The following is a 24,008-nucleotide window of genomic DNA, read 5'->3' on the forward strand; positions in this document are numbered from 1 at the left end:
GGGCGGACCCCGGGACCGGCTGCGGCCCTACGGGTGCGGGTGCGGGTGCGGGTGCGGGTGCGGGTGCGGGTGCGGGTGCGGGTGCGGGTGCGGGTGCGGGTGCGGGTGCGGGTGGACCACCATGGCGGATCCGCCGTAGCCGCGCTCGGTCTCGGCCGCGGCGACGAACAGATCGTGGTCGAGGATCCGGATCGCCGAGGCGTTGCCGATCCAGCGCACGTCCTCGAGCACGTGCCCGAGCTCGCTCAGCTCCTGGCCGGTGGGCGAGGCCTCGAGGCCCAGGTCGGCGCCCGCCGTCCCGTTGCGCGAGCTGAGCCGGGGCGCGGCCACGGCGTCGACGAGGGCGAGGTCCCGGTCCACGTGACCCGTGACGATCTGCGCCACCGTGGTGATGATCGTGGCGCCGCCGGGCGTGCCCACCGACATCCACGGCTCCCCGTCCTGCAGCACGATCGTGGGGCTCATCGACGAACGGGGCCGCTTGCGCGGGCCGGGCAGGTTCGGGTCCGGCACCCCCTCGGTGACGGGCGCGAAGCTGAAGTCGGTCAGCTCGTTGTTGAGCAGGAACCCGTGCTCCGGGACCGTGATCCCGGAGCCGCCGGTCTGCTCGATGGTGAGGGTGTAGGAGACCACGTTGCCCCACCGGTCGGCCACGTTGAGGTGGGTGGTCGAGACGCCGCCGGCAGGCTCCGGCTGGCGGGCTCCGGACGTCCCGCACTCGGCGTAGTCCCCGTCGGGCTCCCCGAAGGGGATCGGCCGCTCCTGCGCCGCGGCGGGGTCGAAGAGGCAGGCGCGCTCGTCGGCGAACTCCTGGCTCGTGAGCTGCTCCACGGGCACGCCCTCGACGTCCCCGATCCACCGGTTGCGGTCCGCGAAGGCCGTCGCGGTCGCCTCCGCGAAGCGGTGCAGGTACTGGGTCTCGGAGACCCCGGAGAGACCGGTCCCGGTGCGCTCGTCGTAGGCCTCGAGCAGGTTCAGGGTCTCGGCCACCGTGATGCCGCCGGAGCTCGGCAGGCCCATGCCGTAGACGTCCAGACCGCGGTACTCGGTGTGGGTCGGCTCCTTGAGCAGGGCCTCGTAGGCGTCCAGGTCCTCCAGGGTCATCTCCCCGGGGAGCACCTCGACGCCCTCGGCGGTGGTGGGCTCCCGGCTCTCCTCGACGAGTGCCCGGCCGATCGCGCCCTGGTAGAAGGCGTCGGTGCCCTCGTGCCGGATCGCGTGGTAGGTGCGGGCGAGGTCGGGGTTGCGGAACACGGTGCCGACCTCCGGCGCCTCGCCGTCGCGCAGGAACAGCTCGGCGGTCTCGGGGAACATCATGAAGCGCTCGGCGTTCGCCGCGGTCTGCTCCTGGAAGTTCTCGTCCACCACGAAGCCGCGGTCGGCGATCCGCTCCGCCGGCCGCAGCAGCCCGTGCAGGTCCATGGTGCCGAACTCCTCGGCGGCCGCCTCCCAGGTGGCCAGGGTGCCGGGCACTCCCACTGATCTCCCCGAGCTGACCACGGTGGCGAAGTCGAGGGGCTCGCCGTCGTCGCCCAGGAACTCGTCCTCCGTGAACGTGGCCGGGGCGGTCTCGCGCCCGTCGATCGTGCGGACCTCGCCGGTCTGCGCGCTGTAGTGGACGAAGAACCCGCCCCCGCCGATGCCCGCGGAGTACGGCTCGGTCACGCCCAGGGTCGCGGCAGCGGCCACGGCGGCGTCCGCGGCGTTGCCGCCCCGCTCGAGCACGTCGACGGCGACCTGGCTCGCGAGGGGGTCCACGGAGGAGACCGCCCCGCCGCTGCCCGTCATGGTGGGGACCTTGGGCAGTTCGGCCGTGACGGGCGAGCCCCGGCCCCGGTCGTGCCGATCGTCGTGCGCGACGGCCGCGGAGCCGCCGAGTACGGTGCCGGAGACGCCGAGCGCTCCGGCCAGACCCAGTGCGAGGTACCTCAGGGATGCGCGCATGGGCTCATGCTGGCACCGGCGTGCCGCCCCGACCAGGGGCAACGCCTACATTTCGGCCGGTGGCGACGGCGTGCCCAGCCCCCGCGAGGACGCGACGAGCCGGTGCACCACCGTCTCGGCGTCCGACGAGGGATTGCCGAAGCGGTGCATCGTGACGGAGACGGCCTGCTCCGCGAGCAGCGGGAGCATCTCCACGCGGGAGGCCCCGACCACCGGGTCCGCGAGCACGGCGATCTCGGGCCGCTCCGCGAGGGCCTCGGCGAGTCCGTGCGCGGTGCCCACGACCCGGATCCGCCCGGCGCCGCTCGTGTCGGCCCAGTCCGCGGCGACCCGGGCGAAGGCCTCGTCCGGACAGGGGTCCAGCACGGAGCGGAACAGCTCCCGCACCTCCGCCGGCAGCTCCTGCGCGGGGACCAGGACCACGCGCGCCCCGGAGCGCACCGCGGCGAGCCCCACCCGGATCACGTCCGTGAGCGGGGCGTCCTCGGCCGCCCGCACGACGACGTCGCGGGGGCGGTAGCGGAACAGGTTGGCCTCGCTCTCCAGGCCGGTGGGGTCGTGGGCGCGGCCGAACTCCCGGTCCCACCACGCCTGGTCCTGCTCGGCGCAGGCCGTCAGCCAGGCGGCGTCGGCCTCGGGCACGAGGGGGCGCAGCGCGGCGAGGTGGTGGGCCACGGCCTCCGAGGGCTCGGCCCCGGTGCCGGTCCCCCCGTCCGGGACCTCCGCGAACGGGGCCTTCTGCCAGGAGCCGAGCTGGACGAGGTAGTTCGGCCCGCCGGCCTTCGCGCCCAGGCCCACCGACGACTTCTTCCACCCGCCGAAGGGCTGGCGCTGGACGACGGCCCCCGTGATGCCGCGGTTGACGTAGAGATTGCCCGCCTCGACGAGATCCACCCACGTGCTGATCTCCTCGGGGTCCAGGGAGTGCAGCCCGGCGGTCAGCCCGTACTCGACGGCGTTCTGCAGCGCGAGGGCCTCCTGCAGGTCCGGGGCCTCCATGAGCCCCAGGACGGGGCCGAAGCACTCGGTGCGGTGGAAGAAGGACCCGGGGGCCACCCCGGTCTTGATCCCGGGCCGCCACAGCCGCCCGGTGTCGTCGAGCTGCTCCGGCTCGAGCAGCCACTCCTCCCCCGGCTCGAGGCGGGTCAGTGCGCGGTGCAGCTTGTCCCCGGGCTCGGAGATCACCGGACCCACGGTCGCCTGCAGGTTCTGCGGCCAGTCCACGACCATCGAGGACGCGGCGTCGAGCAGCTGCCGGCGGAACCGCTCGGACCGTGCCACGCTGTCCACGAGGATGCCGAGGGAGGCCGCCGAGCACTTCTGCCCGGCGTGGCCGAACGCGCTGGTCACGAGGTCCCACACCGCCAGGTCCCGGTCCGCGCTGGGGGTGATGACCAGCGCGTTCTTGCCCGAGGTCTCCGCGTTCATCGGTCGTCCCGCCCGCCAGGACTGGAACAACCGGGCGGTCTCGTAGGCGCCGGTGAGCACGATGCGGTCCACCCCCGGGTGGGAGACCAGGGCCTGCCCCACCTCCCCCTCGACGGAGTCGACGAGCTGGAGCACGTCCCGCGGCACCCCGGCCTCCCACAGCGCCTCGACCACGGCGGTCGAGCAGCGCCGGACCTCGGGGGCGGGCTTGTGCAGCACGGCGGCGCCGGCGGCCAGGGCCGCGACCGTGGAACCGGTGGGGATCGCCAGCGGGAAGTTCCACGGCGGGGTGACCAGCACGAGCCGGTCCGGGACGAACCGGGCGCCGTCCACGGCCTCGAGCTCGAGGGCCCGGCGGGCGTACCAGCGGCAGAAGTCGATCGCCTCCGAGACCTCCGGGTCCGTCTGGCCCAGGGTCTTGCCGCCCTCCGCGCCGGCCACGGCCAGCAGGTGTCCCCGGCGGGCGGCCAGGACGTCGGCCGCCCGGTTGAGGATCTCGGCGCGCTCGCGGGCGCCGCGGGCGTGCCACTGCTCGGCGGCGGCCCGGCCTGTGCGCACGAGCCGCTCGACGTCCGGTGCGTCGACGGGATCGGGCACGGGCAGGGCGTCGTACCACTGCCGGTCCGCGATCCGGGCCGCGATCTCCTCGGCCCACGCCTGGTTCGCGGGGACCGAGACGTCGGTGTCCGGCTCGTTGCGGAACGGCTCCTCCAGCGGCAGGTGCGCGGACCCGGCGTCGGGCGCGGCGCGGTCCTGCGTGCGGGCGGGGACCGGGGCGGCGTCCTCCGCCGGGTCCAGTTCCTCGAGGGCGGCGCGGAAGCGCTGCTCCTCCCGGTCGAAGACCTCGTTGTCCGGTGCGAGGTCGAAGATCCCCGACATGAAGTTCTCGTGCGAGGCGTTCTCCTCGAGCCGGCGCACCAGGTAGGACACGGCCACGTCGAACTCGGCCGGGCGCACGGCCGGCACGTACAGCAGCAGCTCGCCGACGTCGGCGCTCACGGCCCGCGCCTGCTCGACCGCCATGCCCTGGAGCATCTCGAACTCGATCCGGTCGGTCACGCCGCGGCGCTCGGCGAGCAGGTGGGCGAAGGCGATGTCGAAGAGGTTGTGCCCGGCCACCCCGAGCCGCAGCCCCGTCATCCGCGCGGGCACGAACAGCCAGTCGAGGACCCGCTTGTAGTTGGTGTCGGTCTCCTGCTTGCTGCTCCACGTGGCCACGGGCCAGCCGTGCAGCTCCGCGTCCACGCGCTCCATGGGGAGGTTCGCGCCCTTCACGAGCCGGACCTTGACCCCCGCGCCCCCGGCCTCGACCCGCTCGGCCGACCACGCCGAGAGCCGCTGGACCACCGCGAGGGCGTCCGGCAGGTACGCCTGGACCACGATCCCCGCCTCGAGTCCCCGCAGCTCCGGGCGCTCCAGGAGACGCGTGAACACCTCGGTGGTCAGGTGCAGGTCGGAGTAGACCTCCATGTCCAGGTTGATGAACTTGCTCCCGGCCGGGGCCTGGGCCGCGGCGCGGTAGACGGGCAGCAGCCGCTCGACGACCTTCGACACGGTCCCCTCGAAGCCCCAGTGGGACAGCTGCGGGACCACGGAGGAGACCTTGAGGGAGACGTAGTCGACGTCGTCCCGGTCCAGCAGCTCGGCGGCGTCGGCGAGGTGCTTGTCCGCCTCCTCCTCGCCGAGGACCTCCTCCCCCAGCAGGTTGATGTTCAGCCGGTGGCCCTGGTCCGTGAGCTTCCGCACGGACTGCCCGAACTGGCGGGGGCGGGCGTCGACGATCATGTGCCCCACGAGCTGGCGGAGCCGGATCCGGGCGGCGGGGACGACGACCTGCGGAGCCCTGGCGGACAGGGCCGCCCCGAGCCGGATCTGGGCGCGGTCCGCCGCGGGCATGGTGCGGGGCACGATCTCGGCGAGCGCGTTCAGGGCCCGCCCGGCGGCCCGCACGTCCTCGGTGCGCACCACCCGGTCCACGAAGCCGACCGTGAACTCGAGCCCGTGGGGGTCCTGGAGGACGGTGGCCAGCCGGTCGGCGGCGCCGTCGCGGTGCTTGCGGCCCTCACCGGCGCGGACGAGCCATTCGCGGACCAGGGCGACGGCCTCGTCGGCCAGGGCGCGGGAGTCGGGGACGGACGGGGCGTCGGCGGTCATGGGGCACTCTCCTGGAGGCTCCGCCCGGCAGCGGTGCCGAGGCACTCCCTCGGCCACCGGCCGATTCCACCGGGCGTCACGGTGGCCGGTGAGTCCACGCTACGGGCGCCGCGCCCCCAGGGGAAGGGGCTGTGGGGAAGGGGCCGGGCGGAAGGGCCCGCCGTCAAGGGCGCCGCGGGAAGGGCCCGCCCGGCCGGTCCCCCGGGGAGGATTCCTGGCCGCCGGCCTGCCGCAGGATGTCCGTGGCGAGCCGGCCGAGGACGGCCTTGTGCGGGGCGAGCATGGCGTACCAGTAGGCGCGCCCCGCCGCGCCGGCCGGGCGGAAGACGGTGGTCTGGCGGTAGACGAGGGTGCCGTCCGGTTCCGGCTCCAGGCAGATGTCCAGCCAGGCGTCCCCGGGCATCCGTACGACGGACCGCAGCCGCAGCCGTCGCGGCGGTTCGAGGGCCTCGACCGTCCACCAGTCCAGGCGTTCCCCGGCCGCCAGCCGGTCCGGGTCCTCCCGGTGCCGCAGCCGCCCGGGCGGCAGCCCCAGGCGGTTGGCCGCGGCACGGGCGGCCCAGAGACGGTCCGTGCTGTACCAGCCGCGCTCGCCGCCGATGCCCTCGACGACCGCCCACACGGCGTCCTGGTCCGCGGTGGTGGTGCGCTCCACGGTGTCGACGTAGAAACCCCGCGTCTGTGCCATGCCACCATCCAAGCACGTGCCCCGGACCGGCACGAGGGGCGGGCCGGGAGAGCCGCCGGCCGTGGGGCCGCGGCGGGGTGCGGCCGGCCCCGGCGCGGCCGGTCCGGAGGGCGGACGCTCCGGGGAACGGGCCGAGTAGAGTGCGAGTGCCGTCCAGCACACCGCCGACCCACCGGAAGGGCCCTCCGTGACCGACTCCGTCCTGTCCCGTCTGCACGACCCTGCCCGGAAGGGCTTCGCCAGCGACAACCACGCGGGCGTCCACCCCGAGGTGCTCCAGGCCCTCGCGACGGCCAACGGGGGCCACGTGGGGGCCTACGGCGCCGACCCCTACACCGAGGCGCTGCAGGACGTCGTGCGGCGCCACTTCGGGGAGCAGGCCGCCTGCTACCCGCTGTTCAACGGCACGGGGGCGAACGTCGTGGCGCTCGCGGCGATGACCGACCGCTGGGACGCCGCGATCTGCACGGCCACGGCCCACGCGCACGTGGACGAGTGCGGGGCCCCCGAGAAGGTCGCGGGCGTGAAGATGCTGGCCGTGCCCACGCCGGACGGGAAGCTGACCCCCGAGCTGATCGACCGGGAGGCCCACGGCTTCGGCTTCGAGCACCACGCCCAGCCGCGCGTCGTGACCGTCACCCAGTCCACCGAGCTCGGCACCGTCTACACGCCCGAGGAGCTGCGCGCGGTCTGCGAGCACGCGCACGGCCTGGGCCTGACCGTCCACCTGGACGGCGCCCGGCTCGCCAACGCCGCCGCGGCCCTGGACGTCCCGCTGCGGGCGCTGACCACCGACGCCGGCGTGGACGTGGTCTCGTGGGGCGGGACCAAGAACGGGCTGATGGGCGCGGAGGCCGTCGTGGTGCTCACCCCGGACGCCGTGCGCCAGCCCCGGTTCGTGCGCAAGCTCTCGACCCAGCTGGCCTCGAAGATGCGCTTCGTGTCCGCGCAGCTGCTGGCCCTGCACACGGGGGACCTGTGGCTCGAGGCGGCCCGCCGGGCCAACGCCATGGCCCGGCGCCTGGCGGCCGGGATCGCGGAGGTCCCCGGCGCCCGGGTGACGCAGACCCCCGAGGCCAACGCGGTCTTCGCGGTGCTCCCGGCCGGGACCACGTCCCGGCTGCAGGAGCGCTGGCCGTTCTACGTGTGGGACCCGGCCGTCGGCGAGGTCCGCCTGATGTGCTCGTGGGACACCACCGAGGAGGACGTGGACGGGTTCGTGGCGGCGCTGCGGGAGGACATGGTCGCCGCCGCCCGCTGACCCCGGGGGCCCGGCCGAAGTGCGGAGGCCCTGCTGGCCCACAGCAGCCCGGCCGGCCTCGAGGACTTCAGACGATTCCGGAGACGATGTCGTCCACGACACGCTCCGCCCACCGGTCGATCTGCTCCTGGCGCTGCCCGCGCAGGGGTCCGTGCACCACGAGCTCGGCGAACCCGTGCACGGCGCTCCAGCAGACCCATTCCGCGCCCTCCCGCCGTGCGCGGGAGAGCCCGCCCGCCCGGACCATGCCGTCGAGGGCGTCCACGAGCATCGCGAACGGGGGTGGCAGGCGGCCGTCCGCGCCGGGGAGCACACCGTCCGGCTGCCCGCCGGGCCCGAAGAAGGCCGTCTCGAACCACCCCGGTTCGGCCACGGCGAAGGCGATGTAGCCGAGTCCCACGCCGCGGAGCCGGAGCCGTGCCCGTTCGCGGGGGGCGACGTCCCCCGGAGCCGGCGTCCGCGCTCGCATCCGTTCGGCCATCCGGTCCTGGATCTCCCGCGCGACGGCGGTCAGCAGGGCCTGCCGGTCGGCGAAGTGGCGGTACGCGGCGTTCGGCGAGACCCCGACGCGCCGCGTGACGTCACGCAGCCCCAGGGCGGCCGCCCCCCGCTCCCGCGTCGCGGCGAGACCGGCGTCGACCAGCGCCCTGCGCAGATCGCCGTGGTGGTAGGACTTCTCCGAGCGCGGCACCCTTGACCCTCTTCCCAACCGGTGTGTACGGTGTGAACATTCTACTGCTCCACGGTGCCCGCCCGGCGACGGCGGACCCGCTGCACACGGACGAAGGAGTCCCGGCATGCGGACCCTGGTCATCACCCAGAACATCACCCTCGACGGCGCGGTCGAGATGCTCGACGACTGGTTCGACCCCTCCGGGGAGCCGGACCCGGACTACCTGGACCTGACCCACCAGCAGGACCGGGAGGCGGACGCCTGCCTCCTCGGCCGGCAGACCTTCGAGGACTTCCGCGGCTACTGGCCGCTGCAGACCCACGACGCCACGGGCATCGCCGATTATCTCGACCGGGTGCAGAAGTACGTCGTGTCCTCGACGACGACGGACCCGCAGTGGCGGAACTCGACGATCCTCACCGGCGACCCCGTCGAGCAGGTCCGGGCGCTGAAGGACCGGCCCGGCAAGGACATCGTCTGCACCGGGAGCATCACCCTGACCCACGCCCTCATCACCGCCGGGCTCGTCGACGAGTACCGGCTGTTCACGCACCCCGCCGTCCAGGGCCGCGGGCGGCGGCTGTTCCCGGACGGGCACGTCATCCCGGAGCTGCGGCTGCTCGACGCACGGTCGTTCGGGTCCGGGGTCACCTACGCGGCGTACCGGCCGGTACCGGCCCGTGCGCAGGAGGAGACGCCATGACCGACGGAGGACGGCCCCGCGTCGTCGACCAGGACACCTGGCAGCGGGAGCTCGACGCGCTGCGCGCCCGGGAGAAGGCCGCCACCCGCGAACTGGACGCGATCGCGGCGCAGCGTCGCCGGCTGCCCATGGTCGAGCTGCCGGACTACACCCTCGAGGGCGAGGACGGACCGGTGCGGCTCGTCGACGTCTTCGCCGGGCGGCGGCAGCTCATCACCTACCACCACATGTGGTTCCCCGGCGAGACCTGGCAGTGCGGAGGGTGCACGAGCTTCACCTCGCAGTTCACCCGCCTGGACTTCCTGGACAGCTACGACGCCCGGTTCGTGGTCGTCACCCAGGGCCCGATCGACGAGGCCCTCGCCTACCGCCGCCGGGTGGGCAACCGGATGGACTGGTACTCGAGCGCCGGCAGCCCGTTCGGCGCCGACGTCGGAGCTCCTCCGGGCGGCGGCTTCGCCCTGAACGTGTTCTTCCGGGACGGCGACACCGTCCACCGCACCTGGCACAGCAGCGGTCGCGGCGTCGAGCAGATCAGCCACACGTTCCCGCTCGTCGACCTGCTGCCCTGGGGGCGCCAGGAGGAGTGGCAGGACTCCCCCGACGGCTGGCCGCAGTCCCCCGCCTTCAGCGGGTGGCTCGGGTCCGAGGACGTCGCCGCCCTCTACGGTGGGGAGCCCTGAGCGGACGGCGGCGCTGCGGACGGACACAGCCGCGGCCNGACCGCTCGGCCGGCCGAGCGGTCCCGTGGCCGTGCGGGAACGGTGCACGCCCGTGCCGTCACACCGGGGTGACGTAGGCCCCCGAGATCCCGCCGTCCACGAGGAACGTGGCGGCGTTGACGAACGAGGCGTCGTCGCTGGCCAGGAACGCGACCGCCGCCGCGATCTCCTCGGGCTCCGCGAACCGCCCGGCCGGCACGTGCACGAGCCGGCGCTGGGCCTGCTCCGGGTCCGTGGCGAACAGCTCCTGCAGCAGTGGTGTGTTGACCGGGCCGGGGCACAGCGCGTTCACGCGGATCCCCTCCCGGGCGAACTGCACGCCCAGCTCCCGGCTCATCGACAGCACGCCGCCCTTCGAGGCGCTGTAGGAGATCTGGGACGTGGCCGCGCCCATGACGGCCACGAAGGACGCGGTGTTGATGATGGATCCCCGGCCCTGTTCGCACATGTAGGGGAGCACGTGCTTGCAGCAGTGGAAGACGCTGGTGAGGTTGACCTCCTGGACCCTGCGCCACGCGTCGAGTCCGGTGTCGAGGATCGAGCCGTCGTCGGTCGGGTTGATCCCCGCGTTGTTGAAAGCGATGTCCACCGATCCGTAGGCCTCGTGCGTCGCGGCGTAGAGGGCGATCACGTCGGCCTCGTCCGCCACGTCGGTGCGCACGAACAGACCGCCGACCTCCTCGGCGGCCGCCTCCCCGGCGGCCGGGTTCAGGTCCGCGACGACGACGTGCGCGCCCTCGGCGGCGAGGCGGCGGGCCGCGGCGAGACCGATGCCGCTGGCCCCTCCGGTGATGACGGCGCTGCGGCCGACCAGGCGGCGGGCGTTGACCTCCATGGGTCCTCCTTCGGTGGTGGGGGCTCTCCCGGGACGGGACGAGGGGTGGTGGGCGGGGCGCCGACCGGGGCAGCGGCCGGTGGCCCCGGTCGGTCGCCGCGGTCAGTGACGGCGGTCGGTGGCCTCGGACGGTGGGCTCGGACGGTGGCCTCGGACGGTGGCCTCGGACGATGGGCTCAGTCGGTGGCGATGAACACGTTCTTCGTCTCGGTGAACGCCTGCGGGGCGTCCGGGCCGAGCTCCCTCCCGAAGCCGGACTGCTTGAAGCCGCCGAACGGTGTCCAGTAGCGCACCGAGGCGTGCGAGTTGACGGAGAGGTTCCCGGCCTCGACGGCGCGGGACACGCGCAGCGCCCGCCCGACGTCACGGGTCCAGATCGACCCGGAGAGCCCGTACTCGGTGTCGTTGGCGATCCGGACGGCGTCCGCCTCGTCCTCGAAGGGCACCACCGCCAGCACGGGGCCGAAGATCTCCTCCCGGAACACGCGGGAGTCCGGCGACGGGGTGAGCACGGTGGGCGGGAACCACCAGCCGGGGCCCTCGGGGGCGGTGCCCCGGAAGGCGACGGCCGCGTCGTCGTCGTCGAGGAAGGAGGCCACGGAGTCCCGGTGCGCGGCCGAGACCAGGGGCCCCATCTGCGTGTCCTCGCGCCACGGGTCCCCGCAGGCGAAGTCCCGCACGGCGGGCTCGAGCAGCTCCAGGAACCGGTCCAGCACGGAGCGCTGGACGAGCACGCGGGAGCGGGCGCAGCAGTCCTGGCCGGCGTTGTCGAGGGCGCCGGCGGGGGTGGTGGCGGCGGCGCGCTCGAGGTCGGCGTCCGCGAAGACGATGTTGGAGTTCTTGCCCCCGAGCTCCAGGGTGACGCGCTTGACCTGCTCCGCGCACCCGGCCATGATCCGCCGGCCCACCTCGGTGGAGCCGGTGAACACGACCTTGCGCACGGCGGGGTGGGTCACGAAGCGTTCCCCCACCACCGAGCCCTTGCCGGGCAGCACCGTGAGGACGCCCTCGGGCAGCCCTGCCTCGAGCGCGAGCTCCCCGAGCCGGATCGCGGTGAGCGGGGTGAGCTCGGCCGGTTTGAGCACCACGGTGTTCCCCGCGGCCAGCGCCGGGGCGAAGCCCCACGCGGCGATCGGCATGGGGAAGTTCCAGGGCACGATCACGCCCACCACGCCCAGCGGCTCGTGGAAGGTGAGGTTGACCCCGCCCGGGGCGGGGATCTGCTGTCCCGAGAGCCGCTCGGGCGCGCCGGAGTAGTAGGTCAGCACGTCCCGGACGTTGCCCGCCTCCCAGCGGGCGTTGCCGATCGTGTGCCCCGCGTTGCGGACCTCCAGCCGGGCGAGGTGCTCGAGGTCGGCGTCCACGGCGTCGGCGAAGCGGCGCAGCAGCCGGGCCCGGTCGGCGGGATCCACGGCCCGCCAGGTCTCGAAGGCTCGCCGGGCCCGCTCGACGGCCGCGTCCGTCTGCTCGAGGGACGTCAGCCCGACGGTGCCGACGACCTCCTCCGTGGCGGGGTCGATGATCTGCGTGGTGGTCATGGGATGCGGGTGTCCTCTCGCTGGGGTGCGTGGTCCGCCCCGCCGGCCCTGCGGGGGCGCTCCGGCCGGGCGCGCTCGCGCGCGTAGTCGTGCGCCACGCGGACGAAGCCCTCGAAGAGGCGGGCGTCCTTCCGGTTCTCCTCGGGGTGGAACTGCACGCCGAGCGTCCAGCCGCCCCCGGTGGTCTCGACGGCCTCGACCGTCCCGTCATCGGCGCGGGCGGTGACGACCAGGTCCTCGGCCACCGTCTCCAGGGCCTGGTGGTGGTAGCACGGGGACTCCGCCGTCTCGCCGAGCAGCTCACGGCAGCGGCTGCCCGGCGCGGTGGTGAACTCGACCTCCCCGTACCGGCCCGGTCCGGGCTGGTAGCGCGCGGCGTTCTCGTTGACGTCCGGGAGGTGCTGGATCAGCGTGCCGCCGAGCGCCACGTTGAGGATCTGGGCGCCGCGGCAGATGGCGAACAGGGGCACCCCGCGCTCCAGCGCCGCCCGGGTCAGGGCGAGGTCGTGCTCGTCCCGGGACGGCTGCGAGGAGGTCAGCTCGTGCCGCTCGGCACCGTAGAACCGCGGGTCCACGTCCACGCCGCCGATGACGATCAGCCCGTCCACGAGCTCGAGCACCCCCGGGTCCGTGCCCACCGGCGGCAGCAGCAGGGGCGTGCCGCCGGCCGCGGCGACCGCCTCCACGTAGGCGCCCGGGACGATCGCGGCCACGGAGTTCCAGACGCCCCACGACCCCTCCTGGTAGTAGGTGGTCAGGGCGATCCGGGGCCGGTACCCGGCGCCGGACGGCTCAGAGCCGCTCGAAGCCACGGCGCAGCTCCCAGTCGGTGACGGCGGCCTCGAAAGCCGCCAGCTCCACGTCGGCGTAGTGCACGTAGTGCTCCACCACGTCCTCGCCGAACAGCTCCGGTGCGAGCTCCGACCCGGCCAGCAGGTCGCGGGCCTCGCGCATGGTCGAGGGCACCACGGGGGCGTCGGACTCGTAGGCGTTGCCCTCGGTCATCGGCTCGAGCTCGAGCTCCTGCTCGATGCCGTGCAGCCCGGAGGCCAGCATCGCGGCGAGCGCCAGGTACGGGTTCACGTCCCCGCCGGGGAGCCGGTTCTCCATCCGGGCGGACTGGCCGCTGCCGACCAGGCGCACGGCGCACGAGCGGTTGTCCACGCCCCAGGCCACCGAGGTGGGGGCGAAGCTGCCCTCGACGAAGCGCTTGTAGGAGTTGATCGTGGGGGCGTAGAACAGCGTGAACTCGCGCATGGTCCGCAGCACCCCGGCGATGAAGTGCTCGTACGTCCGGGACCGGGCGTCCCGTTCGCGGTCCCAGAAGACCAGCTCGCCGTCGGGCCCGCGCAGGGACATGTGGATGTGGCAGGAGCTGCCCTCGCGCTCGTTGGGCTTGGCCATGAAGGTGATCGACTTCCCCTGCTGGTGGGCGATCTGCTTCGAGGCCAGCTTGTAGACCACGTGGTTGTCCGCCGTGACCATGCCGTCGTCGTAGCGGAACGCGATCTCGTGCTGACCGAGGTTGCACTCGCCCTTCGCGGACTCCACGGTCAGCCCGGCCGCGTACATCGTGTTGCGGATCTCCCGCAGCAGCGGCTCGACCCGCTGGGAGCCCAGCACCGAGTAGTCCACGTTGTACTGGTTGGCCGGGACCAGGTTCCGGTAGCCGGCGTCCCAGGCGTCCTCGTAGCTCGTGTTGTACACGCAGAACTCCAGCTCGGTGCCCGTGACCATCCGGAAGCCCATGTCCCGGGCACGGTCGAGCTGACGGCGCAGCATGGCCCGCGGCGACATCGGGATGGGCTGCCCGCCGTGTCCGGTGAGGTCGCACTGGATCATGACCTGGCCGGGGTTGTGGGGCATCAGCCGGATGGTGTCGAGGTCCATGTCGAACTCCATGTCCCCGTAGCCGGAGGACCAGTCACTGATCGAGTAGCCGCCCACGGTGTTCATCTCCGTGTCCACGGCCAGCAGGTAGTTGCAGCCCTCGGCGCCCTCGTCGAGCACCGAGTCCAGGAAGAACTGCGCGTGGTTGAGCTTGCCCTGCAGTCGTCCCTGCATGTCGGTGAAGGCGAGCACCACGGTGTCCACCAGCCCGTCGGCGACGTGCCGGCGCAGCTGCTCGACGGTGAGCATGCGGTCGTTGCGCGGGTGCTGGGCGATCTCGGTCATGGGTCCGTCCTTCGTCGCGGGAGCCGTGGGACGGGGCGGGCCGGGAGGCCGCGCCCCGGGTGGTCAGTGCAGGTCCGCCTCGGCGGTGCGGATCTGGGCGAACTCCTCCTCGGGGGCGTGCCCCACGAGGTGGTGCCGGCTGTAGAACCAGTAGTAGGCGAGGAAGACGACGAACACGAGGGCGGTGATCGAGGCCGCGACCACGTCGACCAGGAACGTCGCGACGACGGCCACGAGCGCCAGCACGAGGGCGATGCCGGTGGTGACCACGCCGCCCGGGGTGCGGTAGCCGCGCGGGAGGTCGGGCTCGCGCACGCGCAGCACGATGTGGGAGAGGTTGAGCAGCACGTAGGAGACCGTGGCGCCGAACACCGCGATGTTGATGAGCAGCCCGCCGTCCCCGGTGACCGCGGCGAGGACGAAGCCGATGGTGCCCGGCACGATGAGCGCCACCCAGGGGGTCCTGCGCTTGCCGGTCAGCGAGAGCCAGCGGGGCAGGTAGCCCGCCCGGGAGAGCGCGAACAGCTGCCGGGAATAGGCGAACATGATGGAGAAGAAGCTCGCGACCAGTCCGGCCAGGCCCGCGTAGTTGACGATGTTCGCCATCACGCTGTCCTGCCCCGCGACCGTGCGGATCGCCTCCGGCAGCGGGTTGTCGGAGGTGCTCATCGCCTCCGAGCCGGCCGCCCCGGGGACGAGCACGAGCATCAGCGCGCCGGAGACCAGCAGGAACAGCATGGCCACGATGATCCCGCGCGGCATGTCGCGGCGGGGGTCGGCGGTCTCCTCGGCGGCGAGCGGGACGCCCTCGATCGCCAGGAAGAACCAGATGCCGTAGACCAGGGCGGCCATCGCCCCCGCGTACCCCATGGGCAGGAACGCGCTCGCCCCCACCGCGTCGTTCGGGACGATGTCGAAGAGGTTGGCGGTGTCGAAGTGCGGCACGAGCGCGACGACGGTCACCCCCAGCGCGAGGACCGCGACCACGGTGATCCCGAACATCAGCTTGAGCGCCTCGCCGACCCCGTACATGTGGATGCCCATGAACACGAGGTAGGTGACCAGGTAGACCGGCCAGGAGTTGGTGATGCCGAACAGGCCCAGCGCCTCGATGTAGCCGCCGATGAACGTGGCGATCGCCGCCGGGGCCACGGCGTACTCGATGAGCACGGCCATCCCGGTGGCGAAGCCGCCGAGCGGGCCCAGGGCGCGCCGGGCGAACCCGTAGCCGGCGCCCGCGGTGGGCAGGGTCGAGGACAGCTCGGCGAGCCCGAAGACCATGCAGGTGTACATGAGGCCCATGAGGACGAAGGCGATGAGCAGGCCGCCCCACCCGCCCTCGGAGAGCCCGATGTTCCAGCCGGAGAAGTCCCCGGAGATGACGTAGGCGATGCCCAGGCCCGCGAGCAGGACCCAGCCGGCCGCCCCGGACCGGAGCTGGCGGTGCTGGAAGTACTCGTCGTTGCGGTTGGACGGTGCTGGGGAGTCGGACATGGGACGAGCCCTCCGGGTTCCACAAAGGTCTGAAATCAGACGTATGGCGCGAGTGGTCATAGTCTGTGGGCTCTCCCGCGGACCGTCAAGACCACCTCGGACCCGGTCGGCTCCTCCCGCACCGCACCGGGTGCCGGCCGGGCGACGCGCGGGACGGCCGCCCGGTGGTGGCGGTCGTGGCGGATGCCGCAGAATGGAGGGCATGAACCAGACCAGCGCACCGAACTCCTCCCGCCCCGACTCCAGGAACTCCGGTCAGGGCCGTTCCTGGGCGTTCATCGCCATCGCGGCCGGCTTCCTCGTCTCCGCCGCACTGATCATCGCGGTGGGCGTGGTCGCCCTCGACCTCACCAGCTAGCGGTCCCGGCCGGCAGTGAGGAGCGCCGCCCGGCCCGCGCCGGGCGGCGCTCCTCGTGGCGGACGGAGTGGGGGCGACGTGCGGGCGGCGTGAAGAACGCGTCAAGAAACGCCCCGGCAGTGTCAGGGCGGCGTTAAGAAACCGTGTGCGGTGCCCGCCCGTGGTGTGGACTGCTCGTGCGGTCCCGCAGAGTGCGAGCCGTCGCAGCGGGCGGACGAGAGAGGCTCCACATGGACATGACCACGGTCGCGGGGCCCCGGCCGGACGAACCACCGGCCGACGCCGACGATCCTGCCCGGTCGTCCCCCGGTGACGACCGGAGGGGCCGTCCGCGCGTGGTCGTGGCCGTGGCGGGCGGCCCGGAGTCGGAGGCGCTGATCCGGCGGGGCGCCCGGGTCGCGGAGCGCTTCCCGGACGGGGAGCTGATGGCGGTGCACGTCGTCGCCGGTTCCCGGCAGCACGCCGCCGAGCCGGCCGCCCTGTCCCGGCAGCGTCGGCTGGTCGAGTCGCTCGGGGGGACGTGGCACACCGTCCTCGGGAACGACGTGGCGACCGCGCTGCTGGACTTCGCTCGCAGCATCGCCGCGTCCCAGCTGGTCGTCGGCGTCGACCGCCGCACGCCGACGACCCGGTTCCGGGCACCGGGGACCGGTGCCCGGGTGGTCGACGCCGCCGGGGCCCTCGACGTGCACCTGCTCTCCCACGACCGGGCCGCCGGGAGCGGCCCGTGGCGCCGGCGCGCCACGGCCCTGAGCCGGAACCGGCAACTGGCCGCCTGGTTCCTGGCGGTGACCGGGTCCGTGGCGCTGACCGCGGGGTTCCTCACCGCGGGGACCGGCACGGCAGCGCTGAGCCTGAACTTCCTGTGCCACCTCACCCTGGTCGTCTTCGTGGCCATCCTGGGCGGGTGGTGGCCGGCGCTGGGCGCGGCGCTGCTGAGCACGATGCTCATCAACTGGTTCTTCACCCCGCCCACCCGGATGCTGGTCATCCACCACCCCGAGAACATCGTGGCCCTGGGCCTGTTCCTGCTGGTGGCCGCCGGCGTCGCCCGGGTGGTCGACGTCGGGGCCCGGCGCACGGACGAGGCCGGCAGCGCCCGCCACCAGGCCGGGATGCTGTTCGAACTGGCCGGCGGGGTGATCAGCGAGGGTCTGAGCGTCCAGGCCCTGCTGGACCGGCTCCGGCTCACCTACGCCCTGCAGGGGGTCGCCCTGGTGGAGCACGCCGAGGGCCCCGGTGAGCAGGGCGGCCGGACCACGGTCCTGGGCTCCGGCGGCCGGGTCCCGGTGCTCGGGGTCTGCGACAACACCGTGGTGGTCGACGACCACCACCTCCTGCTGATCGACGGCCTGCCCAAGGAGGCCTCGGACCAGGGGGTGCTGGAGGCGTTCGCCGGGCGCATCAGCGGGGTGCTCCAGCAGCAGGCTCTCGACGAGGCCCGGCTGGAGGCGCGGGAGCTGGCTGCGGGCAACGCCATGCGCACGGCGTTGCTGGCGGCCGTCTCCCACGACCTGCGCACCCCGCTGGCGGCGATCAAGGCGTCCGTCTCGAGCCTGCGCATGGAGGACGTGGTGCTCCCCGACGAGGACCAGGACGAGCTGCTGGCCAACATCGAGGAGTCCGCGGACCAGCTCGCCGAACGGGTGGACGACCTGCTGGACATGAGCCGCATCCAGTCCGGGCAGCTGGTCGTCCACCGGACGGCCCTGGACCTGGGGGACCTCGCCGAGAGCGCCGTCCGCAGCGCCACCGGCGCCGATCAGGCGACCCGGGTCAGCATCGACATCGCACCGGACGCGCCCCCGGTGCTCGGCGACCACGGGCTCCTGGTCCGGGTGGTCGCCAATCTCGTGGAGAACGCGCTGAAGCACAGCGGTCCCTCCCCCGTGGTGCTCCGGTCGGCGACGCGGCCGGGATGGGTCCAGCTGCTCGTGGTCGACCGCGGCCCCGGCGTCCCGGCTCCCGACAGGGACCGGATCTTCCAGCCGTTCCAGCGCCTGGGCGACCGGGAGGCCGGCTCCGGCGTCGGACTCGGGCTCGCCGTGGCCCGCGGCCTCGCCGAGGGCATGGGCGGGCACGTCCGGGCCGAGGACACCCCGGGCGGCGGTCTCACCATGGTCCTCGGCCTGCCGGCCGTGGACCCCGCCGACCGCGGGACGGCAGGAGCCGCCGGGACGGCCGCCGAGGACGGCGAACCGTGAACCCGAGCGTGCTCGTCGTCGAGGACGACTCCCACATCGCCCGGGCCCTGGTGGTGAACCTCGAGGCCCGCGGCTACCGGACGCACTGGGCCGCCACCGGGCACCGGGCCCTGGACCTGGCCGCCCACGAGCACCCCGACGTCGTGCTGCTCGACCTCGGGCTGCCGGACATGGAGGGCCGAGAGGTCATCGAGGGCATCCGGGGCTGGTCCCCCGTGCCGATCATCGTGGTCTCCGCCCGGCACGAGTCCCACAGCAAGGTCGACGCCCTGGACCGCGGTGCCGACGACTACGTGACCAAGCCCTTCGCCATGGACGAGCTGCTCGCCCGGTTGCGCGCCGCCCTGCGCCGCGCCCAGCCGGCTCCGGGCGAGGCCGTGGTCGCCACGTCCGACGGGCGGCTGTGCATCGACCTGGCCCACCGGGAGATCACCGTCGAGGGCGACCCGGTGCGGCTGACCAAGCTCGAGTGGCGCCTGGTGGAGGTCCTCGCCCGGAACCCGCACCGGCTGATCGGCCGCGCGGAACTGCTCACGACCGTCTGGGGCCCCGGGTACGGCGAGGAGTCCAACTACCTGCGGGTCTACATGTCGCAGATCCGCGCCAAGCTCGAGCCCGACAGCTCCCGCCCCCGCTACTTCCGCACCGAGCTGGGCATCGGCTACCGGTTCACGCCCTGAGGGCCGGCGCCCGCCGCGCGGAACGACCCTCCCGGGCCCGCCCCGCGGCACCGCGGGGACGGCAGACCGGGACAGCACTGCGGGGACAGCAGCACGGGACCGTCCGCGGAGCGCACGGTCCGGGTGCCCGGCACGGAGGACGACCTCGTCGTCCGCCCGCCCGCGGCACGCGACCCGTCCTCCCGCCCTTCCCCGACCGATCCACGACAAGACCCACGACCAGACCCACGACCAGATGATCCGGAGGACCCGTGCACCGCGCAGCGAGGAACAGCGGGAGTTTCATGCCTCTCGACGAGGCGCTGTACCGCACCCGCATCCGGCGGTTGACCGGCCGGCCCCGGCTGCGACGCCCGCACCGGCCGCGGCCTCCCCGCAGCACGGACCCGCGGGAGGTCACCCCGGCGCGGGTCGCCCAGCTCATCATGGGAGCCTTCGGAACGGCCCTGCTGATCGGGACCGTGCTGCTGCTGCTGCCCGTCGCACGGGTCGGCCCCGGCGGGGCGAGCCTCCTGCAGGCCGTGTTCACCGCCGCCTCCGCGGTCTGCGTGACCGGGCTCGTGGTGGTGGACACCCCCACGTTCTGGACCCCGTTCGGCCAGGCCGTGATCCTGGGACTCATCCAGATCGGCGGGTTCGGGGTCATGTCCTTCACCACCATGCTCGGCATCCTGCTGGCCCGCCGGCTCCGCCTGGCCTCTCGCATCCTGGCGTCGACCGAGACCAAGAACCAGGGACGCGGCGACATCGGACGGGTCCTGCTCCGCATCCTGGCCACCGCCCTGACCCTGGAGGCAGCCGTGGCCGTGGTGCTGGCCCTGCGCTTCCTGGTCGGCTACGACTACCCGCTGGGCCGGGCCGTCTGGCACGGGGTGTTCCACGCCGTCTCGGCCTTCAACAACGCCGGGTTCGCGCTGTACTCCCTGTCCCTGATGGACTTCGCCACCGACCCGTGGATCTGCCTTCCCGTCGTCGTCGCGGTCGTTCTGGGCGGACTCGGGTTCCCCGTGCTCTACCAGCTGCGTAAGGAGTGGCGGCTGCCGCGGCGCTGGACCGTGAACACCCGCATCGTGCTCTTCGCCACCGGCGTCCTGCTGAGCGCCGGCACCGCGTTCCTCTGCGCGGTGGAGTGGACCAACCCCGGGACACTGGGACCGATGGAGCCCTCGGAGAAGCTGCTGGCAGGGTTCTTCCAGTCGGCCATCGCCCGCACCGCCGGGTTCAACAGCATCGACATCGCCGCGATGCACCCGGTCTCCTGGCTCGGCCTGGACGTCCTGATGCTCATCGGCGGTGGCCCCGCCGGCACCGCGGGCGGGCTGAAGGTGACCACGTTCGCGGTGCTGGGCTTCATCGCCTACACGGAGATCACCGGAGGAGCCGCGGTCAACGTGCTCGGGAAGCGGCTCTCGCGCTCCGTGCAGCGCCAGGCGACCACCGTGGTCGTGCTCGCCCTCGGCGCCGTCATCACCGGCACCATGGCGCTGATGCTCCTGCACGAGGACCTGGGACTGGACCGCCTGCTGTTCGAGGCGGTCTCGGCCTTCGCCACCGTGGGACTGTCCACCGGGATCACCGCCGACCTCTCCGCGCCGGCCCAGTGCGTGCTCATCGCCCTGATGTTCCTGGGACGCCTGGGGCCCGTCACCGTGGCCACCGCCATCGCCTACCAGCACCGGCGCACCCTCTACGAACTGCCCGAGGAACGTCCCCTGATCGGCTGAGCCCCGCCCGGCCCACCAGCGGTCAGCACGCAGCCGCCCGCCCCCTGAAACGCACCCGATCCTCCTGGAGGTCCCCGATGTTCTCCCCCCGTCCCGACACTGCTCCCGCCCACCGCCCCGCAGGACGCAGGAACCGCGGCCCGGGCACCGTGGCCGTCATCGGCCTGGGCCGCTTCGGGTCCGCCCTGGCGCTGGAGCTGATGCGCAACGGCGCCGAGGTCCTCGGCATCGACACCCGGGAGGAGGTGGTCCAGGAGCTGAACGGGCAGCTCACCAGCGTGGTCCGGGCGGACGCCACCCAGGAACAGGTCCTGCGCCAGCTCGGGGTGGACGAGTTCGACAAGGTCGTGGTCGGCATCGGCTCCGACGTCCAGGCCAGCATCCTGACGACGTCACGGCTGCTGAAGTTCGCCCGGCCCGAGGTCTGGGCCAAGGCCATCACCGGCCCGCACGCCGAGATCCTGGACCAGCTCGGCGTGCACCACGTGATCCGCCCCGAGCACGACATGGGGGTGCGTGCGGCGCACCTGATCCAGGGCCGCGTCCTCGACTTCCTGGCCATCGACGAAGGGTTCGCGCTCATCCGGTGCGCCGCGCCCGCCACCGTCCAGCAGCGGCCCCTCGACGCCCTCGCCGTGCGGCGCAACCACGGGGTGTCCATCGTCGCGGTCCGCCGGCCGGACGAGCCCTGGGGGGCGATCGAGCCGGGCACCGTCCTTCACGAGAGCGACCAGATCCTCGTCACCGGACCCACCGGGAAGGTGGAGGCCTTCAGCAACCTCGCGTGACGGCCGTTCCCGTGCGGTGCCGGCACGGTGCCTCCGGCCGGCCTCCCGGACGACGTCCCGGACGAGCTCCCGGACCGTGACACGATGGGCGCACGCCGCACCGCAGGGAGGAGCGCCACCGTGAGCGACCCCGTCCAGCACCCCCTCATCCGGCCCGTGCGCCAGGGCAACGCCTTCGAGGAGGCCGTGGAGCGGATCCTTGACTCGATCCGGCTCGGCCTGTTCCGCAAGGGGGAGCGGCTCCCGCCCGAGCGGGAGACCGCGGCGATGCTCGGCATCTCCCGCGCCACCCTCCGGGAGGCCCTGCGCGAGCTCCAGGCGGCCGGGGTCCTGGAGGTGGTGCGCGGCCGGTACGGCGGGACCTTCGTGACCGGCCGCACCGCCCTGCCGGACGAGACCCTCCCCCCGGTGGACCCCGCGGAGGTCGAGGACGTGCTCGTGTTCCGCGCCGTCGTCGAACCCGCCGCGGCGGAGCTGGCCGCGGCGGCGGCCCTCAGCGCGGCGGCACGGGAGCACCTGCTCTCGTGCCTGCGGCAGGTCGAGCAGAGCGCCCCGGCGGACTACCGCCCCGCCGACGCCCGCTTCCACATCGCCGTCGCCGAGCTGGGCGGCTGCCCGAGCCTCGTCCGCGCCGTCGCGGAGGTGCGGTCCCGGGCCAGCGACCTGCTGGACCGGATCCCCGTGCTCCCGGTCAACCTCGAGCACTCGGACCGCCAGCACCGCGAACTCACCGACGCCGTCCTGGCCGGCGACGCCCCCGCCGCCCGCGCCGCCTCCCTCGCGCACCTGGAGGGAACGGCCGCGCTGCTGCGCGGTTTCCTCGGGCACGGGGCGGGAGCCCCCGCCGACGACGCCCGGCGGTAGTCGCACCCGTCCGGCGGGACCGGCCGCCCGTGCGGATCCCGGGGAGGCCGCGGCACGGGGATCCTGCGCGGTGTCCACGCTGTCCGTCCGGGACGGCGGGAACCGAAGCGGGCGGCCCGGGCGCGCGCCGCCCCGGTGCTCGCAGCCGCCCGCCGCGCGGCCGGGCCTCGGGCCCGGCCGGTGCGTCAGTAGAACAGCGCGCTCACCCGGACGAGGGTCGCCGTCACTCCGTAGGCCAGCGGGACCCCGACGAGGGCCCAGCCCAGTGCCAGTCGTGCACGGGTCATGTCATGCCTCCTTCGCGAGGGCGGCGGTCTCGGACGGTTCGGCCTCGGGCTCGTGGTACTTCGCGTCCACGGGCTTCACCAGGAGGTTGGCCACGAAGCCGACGATCAGGAGGGCCACCATGGTCAGCAGCGCCGGCTGGTACGCCTGCGACGTCAGCTCACCAGGAGTGCCCTGGGCGTCGAGGAACGCGTTGACGATGAGGGGCCCGGCGATGCCCGCGGCGGACCAGGCCGTGAGCAGACGGCCGTGGATGGCCCCCACCTGGAAGGTCCCGAAGAGGTCCCGCAGATAGGCCGGCACCGTGGCGAAGCCGCCGCCGTAGAAGGAGATGATGACGAAGCCCAGCAGCACGAAGAGCAGCGTGGAGGTCGAGCCGAACAGCGCCAGCACGGTGTAGAGGACCGCCCCGACGCCGAGGTAGACCATGTAGATGCGCTTGCGTCCCAGGATGTCCGAGGTGGTGGACCACACGAAGCGACCGCCCATGTTGCCGATGGACAGCAGTCCCACGAAACCGCCGGCCACGGCCACCGTCACGAGGGAGGTGCCGTCCGCCTGCCGGAAGAAGTCCTGGATCATGGGGGCGGCCTGCTCGAGGATGCCGATGCCGGCGGTCACGTTGCAGAACAGCACGATCCACACGAGCCAGAACTGCCGCGTGCGGATCGCGTTGCGGGCCGAGACGTGGTTCTTGGTGACGAGGGCCTTCGTCTTCACCTTCGAGGGGTCGAATCCCGCGGGCTTCCAGTCCTTGGCGGGGACCTTGATCGTGAAGGCACCGAAGAGCATGTACGCGAGGTAGACGACCGCGAGGGTCAGGAACAGCTTGCCGACGGCGTCGCCGCTCGCCACCCAGCCCGGCGTACCGGAGTCGGGGTCGTAGAAGCTGAGCAGGGCCGCGGAGAGGGGGCTGGCGATGAGCGCCCCGCCGCCGAAGCCCATGATCGCCATGCCCGTGGCGAGACCCGGACGGTCGGGGAACCACTTGATCAGCGTGGAGACGGGAGAGATGTAGCCGATGCCGAGGCCGATGCCGCCGATGACCCCGTAGCCCAGGTAGACGACCCAGAGCTGCTCGGTGAAGATGCCGAGCGCGCCCACCAGGAACCCGCCGGACCACAGCAGCGCCGCGGTGAACATCGCCTTGCGCGGCCCGCCGGTGTCCACCCACGTGCCGAAGACGGCCGCGGACAGGCCCAGCATCACGATCGCGATGGAGAAGATGATGCCGATCTGGGTCAGGCTCGCGTCGAAGTGCTCCACGAGGGCGTTCTTGTACACGCTGGTGGCGTAGGCCTGGCCGATGCACAGGTGCACCGCGAGGGCGGCCGGCGGTATGAGCCAACGGTTGAATCCCGGCGGCGCCACCGAGTGCTGTCGATCAAGCCATCCCATGCCCCGACTCCTCATCTCCTGTGGACCCTGCGTGCTCTCCTGCGGACCCTGCGCGACGCGGCGCACTCCGGGCGGAGCGCGCACACCCCGGC

20 protein-coding genes are annotated in these 24,008 nt (G+C 73.4%); 9 read left to right on the forward strand and 11 right to left on the reverse strand.

All coding sequences use genetic code 11. The features are described 5' to 3' along the window. Positions 1–27 precede the first annotated feature (27 nt). The 3 genes from ggt to ACH9D3_RS03270 all read right to left on the reverse strand — a co-directional run bounded on the left by ggt (position 28) and on the right by ACH9D3_RS03270 (position 6,214). Positions 28–1,944, reverse strand: a complete 1,917-nt coding sequence (gene ggt, locus ACH9D3_RS03260) for a gamma-glutamyltransferase (protein WP_396409838.1) — start codon at positions 1,942–1,944, stop codon at positions 28–30. Between the two features lie 45 nt (positions 1,945–1,989). Then, positions 1,990–5,526, reverse strand: coding sequence for a proline dehydrogenase family protein (locus tag ACH9D3_RS03265; protein WP_396409839.1), 3,537 nt, complete (start codon positions 5,524–5,526; stop codon positions 1,990–1,992). Positions 5,527–5,689: 163 nt separating this feature from the next. Continuing rightward, the gene (locus ACH9D3_RS03270; RefSeq protein WP_396409840.1) at positions 5,690–6,214 is read right to left on the reverse strand and encodes a DUF2867 domain-containing protein; all 525 of its coding nucleotides are present in this window, start codon (positions 6,212–6,214) and stop codon (positions 5,690–5,692) included. Between the two features lie 187 nt (positions 6,215–6,401). Here ACH9D3_RS03270 and ACH9D3_RS03275 point away from each other — a divergent pair, with 187 nt between their 5' ends. Continuing rightward, a complete protein-coding gene (locus ACH9D3_RS03275; RefSeq protein ID WP_396409841.1) occupies positions 6,402–7,475 on the forward strand; it encodes a beta-eliminating lyase-related protein in 1,074 nt (357 codons plus the stop codon). 67 nt (positions 7,476–7,542) lie between these two features. Here ACH9D3_RS03275 and ACH9D3_RS03280 read toward each other — a convergent pair whose 3' ends face one another. After that, positions 7,543–8,166 (reverse strand): WHG domain-containing protein, encoded by a 624-nt coding sequence (locus tag ACH9D3_RS03280; protein WP_396409842.1) that lies wholly within the window; start codon positions 8,164–8,166, stop codon positions 7,543–7,545. Between the two features lie 106 nt (positions 8,167–8,272). On the opposite strand from ACH9D3_RS03280, the gene ACH9D3_RS03285 reads away from it, so the two are divergent. Both ACH9D3_RS03285 and ACH9D3_RS03290 read left to right on the forward strand, forming a co-directional pair. After that, on the forward strand, positions 8,273–8,851 hold the full coding sequence (locus tag ACH9D3_RS03285; RefSeq protein WP_396409843.1) for a dihydrofolate reductase family protein: 579 nt from the start codon (positions 8,273–8,275) through the stop codon (positions 8,849–8,851). Next, a complete protein-coding gene (locus ACH9D3_RS03290; protein WP_396409844.1) occupies positions 8,848–9,534 on the forward strand; it encodes a DUF899 family protein in 687 nt (228 codons plus the stop codon). Before ACH9D3_RS03285 ends, ACH9D3_RS03290 begins: the two co-directional genes overlap by 4 nt. A 97-nt stretch (positions 9,535–9,631) precedes the next feature. Here ACH9D3_RS03290 and ACH9D3_RS03295 read toward each other — a convergent pair whose 3' ends face one another. The 5 genes from ACH9D3_RS03295 to eat all read right to left on the reverse strand — a co-directional run bounded on the left by ACH9D3_RS03295 (position 9,632) and on the right by eat (position 15,615). Further along, complete coding sequence (locus ACH9D3_RS03295; RefSeq protein ID WP_396409845.1) at positions 9,632–10,408, reverse strand: 3-oxoacyl-ACP reductase; 777 nt, start codon at positions 10,406–10,408, stop codon at positions 9,632–9,634. Positions 10,409–10,584: 176 nt separating this feature from the next. After that, complete coding sequence (locus tag ACH9D3_RS03300; RefSeq protein WP_396409846.1) at positions 10,585–11,946, reverse strand: aldehyde dehydrogenase family protein; 1,362 nt, start codon at positions 11,944–11,946, stop codon at positions 10,585–10,587. Beyond that, positions 11,943–12,758, reverse strand: coding sequence for a gamma-glutamyl-gamma-aminobutyrate hydrolase family protein (locus ACH9D3_RS03305; RefSeq protein ID WP_396409847.1), 816 nt, complete (start codon positions 12,756–12,758; stop codon positions 11,943–11,945). The genes ACH9D3_RS03300 and ACH9D3_RS03305 overlap by 4 nt, the downstream gene beginning before the upstream one ends. Further along, positions 12,739–14,121 carry a glutamine synthetase family protein gene (locus ACH9D3_RS03310; protein ID WP_396399751.1) on the reverse strand — a complete coding sequence of 461 codons (1,383 nt, stop codon included), beginning with the start codon at positions 14,119–14,121 and terminating at the stop codon, positions 12,739–12,741. The genes ACH9D3_RS03305 and ACH9D3_RS03310 overlap by 20 nt, the downstream gene beginning before the upstream one ends. Before the next feature lie 63 nt (positions 14,122–14,184). Beyond that, a complete protein-coding gene (eat, locus tag ACH9D3_RS03315) occupies positions 14,185–15,615 on the reverse strand; it encodes an ethanolamine permease (protein ID WP_396399752.1) in 1,431 nt (476 codons plus the stop codon). 202 nt (positions 15,616–15,817) lie between these two features. Here eat and ACH9D3_RS03320 point away from each other — a divergent pair, with 202 nt between their 5' ends. The 6 genes from ACH9D3_RS03320 (at position 15,818) to ACH9D3_RS03345 (ending at position 22,233) form a co-directional block, all read left to right on the forward strand. Then, positions 15,818–15,973 (forward strand): hypothetical protein, encoded by a 156-nt coding sequence (locus ACH9D3_RS03320; protein WP_396399753.1) that lies wholly within the window; start codon positions 15,818–15,820, stop codon positions 15,971–15,973. Between the two features lie 230 nt (positions 15,974–16,203). Next, complete coding sequence (locus ACH9D3_RS03325) at positions 16,204–18,177, forward strand: ATP-binding protein (RefSeq protein ID WP_396409848.1); 1,974 nt, start codon at positions 16,204–16,206, stop codon at positions 18,175–18,177. Then, complete coding sequence (locus ACH9D3_RS03330) at positions 18,174–18,857, forward strand: response regulator (protein ID WP_396409849.1); 684 nt, start codon at positions 18,174–18,176, stop codon at positions 18,855–18,857. The genes ACH9D3_RS03325 and ACH9D3_RS03330 overlap by 4 nt, the downstream gene beginning before the upstream one ends. Positions 18,858–19,141: 284 nt before the next feature. Continuing rightward, on the forward strand, positions 19,142–20,581 hold the full coding sequence (locus ACH9D3_RS03335; RefSeq protein ID WP_396409850.1) for a potassium transporter TrkG: 1,440 nt from the start codon (positions 19,142–19,144) through the stop codon (positions 20,579–20,581). Positions 20,582–20,658: 77 nt separating this feature from the next. Next, positions 20,659–21,369: a potassium channel family protein gene (locus ACH9D3_RS03340; protein WP_396399757.1), complete on the forward strand. Its 711-nt coding sequence runs from the start codon at positions 20,659–20,661 to the stop codon at positions 21,367–21,369. Between the two features lie 120 nt (positions 21,370–21,489). Continuing rightward, positions 21,490–22,233 carry an FCD domain-containing protein gene (locus tag ACH9D3_RS03345; RefSeq protein ID WP_396409851.1) on the forward strand — a complete coding sequence of 248 codons (744 nt, stop codon included), beginning with the start codon at positions 21,490–21,492 and terminating at the stop codon, positions 22,231–22,233. A gap of 185 nt (positions 22,234–22,418) precedes the next feature. Here ACH9D3_RS03345 and ACH9D3_RS17345 read toward each other — a convergent pair whose 3' ends face one another. Then, on the reverse strand, positions 22,419–22,520 hold the full coding sequence (locus tag ACH9D3_RS17345) for an MFS transporter small subunit (RefSeq protein ID WP_449274665.1): 102 nt from the start codon (positions 22,518–22,520) through the stop codon (positions 22,419–22,421). A 1-nt stretch (position 22,521) separates the two neighbouring features. Further along, positions 22,522–23,916 (reverse strand): MFS transporter, encoded by a 1,395-nt coding sequence (locus tag ACH9D3_RS03350; RefSeq protein WP_396409852.1) that lies wholly within the window; start codon positions 23,914–23,916, stop codon positions 22,522–22,524. Positions 23,917–24,008 lie beyond the last annotated feature (92 nt).

It is taken from the genome of Kocuria kalidii (assembly GCF_044462225.1).
GTDB lineage: Bacteria > Actinomycetota > Actinomycetes > Actinomycetales > Micrococcaceae > Kocuria > Kocuria kalidii.

Bases quoted from the DNA above. Each gene is read 5' to 3' on its own strand.
- ggt (WP_396409838.1), bottom strand. From the start codon at position 1,944: ATGCGCGCATCCCTGAGGTACCTCGCACTGGGTCTGGCCGGAGCGCTC.
- ACH9D3_RS03265 (WP_396409839.1), bottom strand. From the start codon at position 5,526: ATGACCGCCGACGCCCCGTCCGTCCCCGACTCCCGCGCCCTGGCCGAC.
- ACH9D3_RS03270 (WP_396409840.1), bottom strand. From the start codon at position 6,214: ATGGCACAGACGCGGGGTTTCTACGTCGACACCGTGGAGCGCACCACC.
- ACH9D3_RS03285 (WP_396409843.1), top strand. From the start codon at position 8,273: ATGCGGACCCTGGTCATCACCCAGAACATCACCCTCGACGGCGCGGTC.
- ACH9D3_RS03290 (WP_396409844.1), top strand. From the start codon at position 8,848: ATGACCGACGGAGGACGGCCCCGCGTCGTCGACCAGGACACCTGGCAG.
- ACH9D3_RS03295 (WP_396409845.1), bottom strand. From the start codon at position 10,408: ATGGAGGTCAACGCCCGCCGCCTGGTCGGCCGCAGCGCCGTCATCACC.
- ACH9D3_RS03300 (WP_396409846.1), bottom strand. From the start codon at position 11,946: ATGACCACCACGCAGATCATCGACCCCGCCACGGAGGAGGTCGTCGGC.
- ACH9D3_RS03310 (WP_396399751.1), bottom strand. From the start codon at position 14,121: ATGACCGAGATCGCCCAGCACCCGCGCAACGACCGCATGCTCACCGTC.
- eat (WP_396399752.1), bottom strand. From the start codon at position 15,615: ATGTCCGACTCCCCAGCACCGTCCAACCGCAACGACGAGTACTTCCAG.
- ACH9D3_RS03320 (WP_396399753.1), top strand. From the start codon at position 15,818: ATGAACCAGACCAGCGCACCGAACTCCTCCCGCCCCGACTCCAGGAAC.
- ACH9D3_RS03325 (WP_396409848.1), top strand. From the start codon at position 16,204: ATGGACATGACCACGGTCGCGGGGCCCCGGCCGGACGAACCACCGGCC.
- ACH9D3_RS03335 (WP_396409850.1), top strand. From the start codon at position 19,142: ATGCCTCTCGACGAGGCGCTGTACCGCACCCGCATCCGGCGGTTGACC.
- ACH9D3_RS03340 (WP_396399757.1), top strand. From the start codon at position 20,659: ATGTTCTCCCCCCGTCCCGACACTGCTCCCGCCCACCGCCCCGCAGGA.
- ACH9D3_RS17345 (WP_449274665.1), bottom strand. From the start codon at position 22,520: ATGACCCGTGCACGACTGGCACTGGGCTGGGCCCTCGTCGGGGTCCCG.
- ACH9D3_RS03350 (WP_396409852.1), bottom strand. From the start codon at position 23,916: ATGGGATGGCTTGATCGACAGCACTCGGTGGCGCCGCCGGGATTCAAC.